The sequence below is a fragment of the Mycolicibacterium pyrenivorans genome (assembly GCF_025821625.1).
GTDB lineage: Bacteria > Actinomycetota > Actinomycetes > Mycobacteriales > Mycobacteriaceae > Mycobacterium > Mycobacterium pyrenivorans.
On record NZ_JACKSH010000299.1, the window covers coordinates 1 to 5238 of the forward strand.

At 63.6% G+C, this 5238-nt stretch carries 5 protein-coding genes and 2 pseudogenes; 2 read left to right on the forward strand and 5 right to left on the reverse strand.

What is annotated here, in order from left to right; genetic code table 11:
• The first annotated feature begins 569 nt into the window (after positions 1–569).
• Positions 570–1064, forward strand: coding sequence for a hypothetical protein (locus H7I57_RS33940; protein ID WP_372510500.1), 495 nt, complete (start codon positions 570–572; stop codon positions 1062–1064).
• Positions 1065–1597: 533 nt separating this feature from the next.
• Here H7I57_RS33940 and H7I57_RS32760 read toward each other — a convergent pair.
• The 5 genes and pseudogenes from H7I57_RS32760 to H7I57_RS32780 form a co-directional block, all read right to left on the reverse strand.
• Entirely contained in the window at positions 1598–2194 is a 597-nt protein-coding gene (locus H7I57_RS32760) for a hypothetical protein (protein ID WP_011767872.1), read from the reverse strand.
• A gap of 170 nt (positions 2195–2364) precedes the next feature.
• Entirely contained in the window at positions 2365–2706 is a 342-nt protein-coding gene (locus H7I57_RS32765) for a hypothetical protein (protein ID WP_081437717.1), read from the reverse strand.
• Positions 2707–2797: 91 nt separating this feature from the next.
• Positions 2798–3079 carry an SHOCT domain-containing protein gene (locus H7I57_RS32770; RefSeq protein ID WP_011767874.1) on the reverse strand — a complete coding sequence of 94 codons (282 nt, stop codon included), beginning with the start codon at positions 3077–3079 and terminating at the stop codon, positions 2798–2800.
• 489 nt (positions 3080–3568) lie between these two features.
• Positions 3569–3813 (reverse strand): annotated as a pseudogene (locus H7I57_RS34030) (ArsR family transcriptional regulator); the annotation flags it as partial.
• 127 nt (positions 3814–3940) lie between these two features.
• Positions 3941–4897: a L,D-transpeptidase gene (locus tag H7I57_RS32780; RefSeq protein WP_011767876.1), complete on the reverse strand. Its 957-nt coding sequence runs from the start codon at positions 4895–4897 to the stop codon at positions 3941–3943.
• Between the two features lie 174 nt (positions 4898–5071).
• On the opposite strand from H7I57_RS32780, the pseudogene H7I57_RS32785 reads away from it, so the two are divergent.
• Positions 5072–5238, forward strand: a pseudogene (locus tag H7I57_RS32785) (cytochrome c biogenesis protein CcdA); the annotation flags it as partial.

Here is a 5238-nt window from a genome sequence, read left to right on the forward strand (position 1 = left end):
TTGGTCTGGGCATCGGTCCCGCCGTGCTCATTCACGAAGGCTCTACTCTTATCGTCGTCGCCAATGCGTTGCGCCTCCTCGGGATGCCGATGCAGTCGATAAACCCAGCAGCGCCGCGCGTTGAGCGTGCAGAAGAGACGCCATGACGATCGACCCGTTCAGCGCTGCAGATGAATTCGAGCATGCCGACGTCGACACTGTGGTCATCTTCGTCGACATCGCGGGGTTCACGGCGTTCACCGAGGCCCACGGTGATCATCGTGCTGCCGAACTGGCGGACCGGTTCGCCACCATAGCCGCGAGGGTCCTCGGGCCCGGCGACGAGATGATCAAGACCCTCGGCGATGCCGTGATGATCACCAGTTCGGACCCCGCCGCGGCGTTGGCTTTCCTTCGGCGACTCCACGACGAAACCCGGCGTATCGACGGCTTTCCGTTGTTGCGCGCAGGCATCTGTGCCGGGGCGGTGGTGAAGCGCCGCGGAGACGTCTTCGGGTCGACGGTCAACACCGCAGCCAGACTGGCCGCCGTCGCCCGGCCAGNGCGCAGGCATCTGTGCCGGGGCGGTGGTGAAGCGCCGCGGAGACGTCTTCGGGTCGACGGTCAACACCGCAGCCAGACTGGCCGCCGTCGCCCGGCCAGGCCAAATCGTCGGCAACGCCGACGCCGCTTCCGCGCTTCGGGGAACGGATCTTCTCGCGACGACGTCGTTGGGCTCGCTTCGGTTGCGGAATGTCGGTGCGCTGGTGGAAGCGTTCGCCCTCGACGTCGGAACCCGCCACCAGGAGCACGTCGATCCGATATGTCGGATGCACGTCTCGACAGATGCACAATCGCTGACGATCACGCATGAGGAGGACACTTACCGGTTCTACTTCTGTTCGACGGCCTGTCTACGCCAATTCGCAGACCGCGTTGGCGATATGAGCACATCATCTGGTGACGGGGATTCGGCGTCCATTCAGTCGTTCTTGGGTGAGGTCGCGGTCCCTTTGGGCACGCTGAGGTCCCCGACGAGCGGGCGGGGGGCTGCACCGATGTCGACTCGTTCAACCTCCTGCTAAGGGCCGAAGTTCACCACATGCTCCCGAATGGTGTTCGCCATCAATACTATTCGCGCGAGACGAGACCGGTCGGGCCGTCGCAAGTATCGGACGCCTTGCCTATCGATATCTATCGACGCATAAACGTACCGTCCCGGTTAGGAGCGGACATGACCGGCGAGCACCTTCACGAGCTTCTGCACGACGACCGCCAGCTTCTCGACGTCCTGTACTACCAACTGACTAACTAACTAGTGGAGGGACTGAGTACGGGGAAGTGTCCACATCGCGCGCTGACTGGTCGGGGGCGCGCTGGCGAGCCCGCCGTCCCCCGCGTACGCCTGGCTGTTCTTGACGCCGGGAATCGGCTGCGCTGGCCTAGGAGGAGGGCCGCAACGAGGCGGCGGAGGAGCCCGGACACGGTGTGTAAGCGTTCACTCGCGGGGGGAGGCCAATTTCGGTACGAGCCTTGGCTTGCTCTCCCGCTGTGCCGTGCTGCGGCGACTACCAGTGCCTGTGGCGGATCCGTCTCTGATGGGTGTGCGTGCTTCGGTTCAGCGGCCCGGTCCCATCATGCCGTGACCCATGCCGGGACCCATCATTCCGTGACCCATGCCAGGTCCCATCATCCCGCCGTCCATCATTCCGCTCATCATCGCCGGCATCCCTTCGACGACGAATCCGGTGACTTCGCGGGCATGTTCGCGAATGGCGCTGGTCAGCTCGGGGTCGCTGGAGGTTTCGACCACCACCACGCCGCTGGCTGTGAGCGTGATCTGACGTTGATAATCGGCAGCACGGCGGAACAGGGTGGGCAGGCTTGAGCTCATGCAGGTGACTTCACTGCCCTGATCGAGGTGGGTATACATCGACGAGACGTGGGCCTGCAGTTCGGCGACGAGGTCGGCGGCGTCGGATTCGGTGGTGGTGCGCACCCCGCCGGGAATCTCTTCGACGGTGCGTCGAAGCTCCTGATGCCGCATGAACATGTTCATGTAAGCGCGCATATCCATACCGGTCGCGCCACCCATCCCGGGTTGGGCACGGCTGACAGGTATGTCGATAATGTTGCGCAAGACATACCCCAGGCCGAAGAGGGCCCCACCGGTGGCCAGCATTCTCAGCGCCGCTCGCCTGCTCATTCCGGTCATATCCGATGATCTCCTCGTGCTCTACATGTCGTGGGAATTCGCGTTGTCGGCGAACGCTTGGTGCAAGTTGCTTCCGTCTTAAGGCATTGGCGGCTTCGTGCCCGACGATCGCCGACTTAACGAGACAGTCTGAGATTGCTCCTACCGCAGCGTGAATAGGCTCTTGTGCGCTACGGACGGGGTGTAGTCGGCGTGGTTGTCGGCGGCTGCCACTGGCCGGGACCCCAAGGGCCTGAAGGCCCCATGTTCCCCGGTGACCACGAGCCCTGCGGTCCCATCATGCCCGGGCCCATCATGCCGGGCCCCATCATGCCGGGCGTTCCTTGACATTGCCCCCGATTACCGCCGAAACCGTCGGTGGCCCTGCCGATGAAGAACCCGGAAAAGAACACAACTGCAACGATGAACACTGCTGCGGCGGCGATGCCACTCCACGCCAAGGCGTGGTTCACCCCTCTGCGCTCTCCGGCCCCGGCGATTCGTTCACTTGTCGATTCAGGTGTATCGGTCATGCTTCCAATCTCCTTCGCTGTATCCGATTCTTGAGGTGCACGGTCGACCGGCACCGCACGATCCGCCGTCGGCGAGCCCGCGGCACTTGAGTCATCGTGATTCCTGGCTTTCGCGCAGCAGCGTCATTCGCCGCCGAAACTCATCCGCGTCGATGTCACCCTGCGCAAACCGTTGTGCCAAAGCATCTTCGGACCGGAATGAGGCTGCTGAATCAGCACGGTTGCGCTCTGTATCGCTACCGGCGAGATACCGGACGGTTAGCACGACCGCGGTGATCAGGGCGGCCGAGAACAGCACCATCACCGCGCTCATGAGGATCCAGCCGCTCCACCCCCAACCGCCCCACATGCAGCCGTCCGTGCCGTACATCATGGTTGCGAAACCCTTTCACTTGACTGGCCGGGAAATGTCTTACCTGGCACCACGATGAACTGGCAGGGTGCCCCGACGGTAGGGCCGATGTGCCTCAATATGCCCGCCAAAAGTGCGGAAACCCGTGAAGTTCCTGGCTCCGTGGAACGGCATCGACCAACGATCACTTTCCTTGCAGGCTTTTGCCTCGGCCCCAATCTACAATACCCCCACCGGTATCGCGGCGATAGTCTAGGGCCGGACCCAAACAAGGCTTTGGTCATCCGTGGGCGGCGGCAACAGCACGGCCCGGGCGAGCAATGCGCTGGACCGGTTCCAAACGTGAGAAGGACCGTCGGCGCTGCACCTGACGCCGGGCGATCAGCGCAGCGAGAACACGCCCGCGACGGACGCGAATCGCGAACCTGCCATAGGGATATTCGGTTTCGTGCTCCTCGGCCCGTCTGTCGATGTCGGCCCCATCGTTGACCCCGCAACCGCAGGTGACGGTCACAGCTTGGTCACCGTTGCATTCTTTGTCGCGTTGGCTCCGCACGCAGGGCAAAGCACCACCTGGTTGCCGGTGGCGGCCAGCAGCGATTCCGCCGACGCGAACAGGTCCATCGGCTCTGGGCGATTCAGGGAGTAGAACATCTGCTGGCCATCCCGGCGCCCGGTGATCAGGCCGCATGGAATAGGCAGGCCAGATGCGCAGACACAGTCCACTGTGCAATGCCCGACACGCTGATCAGATCCGCCGGCGCCATGCGTTCCCCGGCGCTCGGGATCGACGAGGCAGATCGACTCGCCATTCGGGCGGCTAGTGGTGTCGCTGGCGCCGACGCGGAGGCGTCTTAGGCCAATCTTAGGCCCGCTTAGACGTCAGATCTGCCAGTCCTGGGCTCCGTCGTTTTCGTCGTAGATGCCGACGGAGTTCTTGACGACGACCGGGTCCCCGCTGCCGAAATTGTCGTAGAACCACTGCGCATTCGCCGGGCTCAGGTTAGGGCAGCCGTGGCTGACGTTGCGTTTACCCTGATCAGCCACCGACCATGGCGCACCGTGAACGAAGATGCCAGCGTTGTTGATGCGCACCGCGTCCTGGACCTTGAGCTTGTAACCCTCAGCTGAGTCGACCGGCACACCGTAGGTGGAGGAGTCCATCACCATGTCGGCGAACTTCTCGAGCACGTAGTAGGTGCCGTTGGGCGTTTCGTATCCGGGCTTCCCCAAAGATACCGGCATCGTCTTCTCGAGTGTGCCGTTGCGCATGACCTCCATTTGGAGGGTGGCGTTGTCGATGGTCGCCACCAACGAGTCGCCGGTGCGGAAACTCGATTTCGTGCCGCTGGCATCGATGCTGACCGTGGTGTTGGCGGGCCAGAAGTCGATGGGCCGCCATCTGAGTTGGTTTGCGCTCATCCAGTAGAACTTCCCGGGGACTGCGGGGGTGGAGGAGATGTGGACGGCTCGCTCGGCCAGCGCGCGGTCGGCGATCGGCCGTTGGAAATTGATGATGATGGGTTTGGCGACGCCGACCGTCGAGCCGTTCGTCGGGTTGAACGTGGGGGGAGCGAAGACCGGTGGGCCGAGGTACGGCGCTGGGTTCTGGCCGGCGGGTGTCTCCTCGGCGGCCGTTGACGACGGGCCGGGAAATGGGCCGGATAGCGGAGGGAGGAAGGGATTCGGCGCTGTCGAGTCGGGGACCGTGAGGGGGTCGCCGGGTGTGGGCACGGGTATTTGTGGCTCGGCGGAGGCCGACGGCGCGGTCAGCACGGTCACAGCCGCTAGTGCGGCCGTCATCATGGCCATTAATGGCCTGGGTGGCGGGCACCGCATGCGGGCCTTCTCCCTTCCACTGGTCGCCGGCCGATGCTCGCGGCGGCTGACGACGATTTGTTGCTACGTAGTTTCATAGTAGATGATGTGGCGTCGGGTGCGGCAGCATGGGTGCGGACCTGCGTGGTAGATGAGTAGGTTCGGACACGGTGGATGCGGAGGGTGTCGGACGTCGTGGATGGTGTCACCGCTATCGCTACGTCTGGTCACGTGCTCCTCGCGGTGTTCGTGTCGGCGTTGGCTGGGTTGGTGTCGTTCGCATCGCCCTGCGTCGTCCCTCTCGTGCCCGGGTACCTGTCTTACCTCGCCGCGGTGGTCGGCGTGGATGACCAGGCGCGTGC

What these genes read in the sequence shown, in the direction of transcription:
- H7I57_RS32765 (WP_081437717.1), bottom strand. Translation starts at nt 2,706, where the DNA reads ATGACCGATACACCTGAATCGACAAGTGAACGAATCGCCGGGGCCGGA.
- H7I57_RS32760 (WP_011767872.1), bottom strand. Translation starts at nt 2,194, where the DNA reads ATGACCGGAATGAGCAGGCGAGCGGCGCTGAGAATGCTGGCCACCGGT.
- H7I57_RS32780 (WP_011767876.1), bottom strand. Translation starts at nt 4,897, where the DNA reads ATGCGGTGCCCGCCACCCAGGCCATTAATGGCCATGATGACGGCCGCA.
- H7I57_RS32770 (WP_011767874.1), bottom strand. Translation starts at nt 3,079, where the DNA reads ATGATGTACGGCACGGACGGCTGCATGTGGGGCGGTTGGGGGTGGAGC.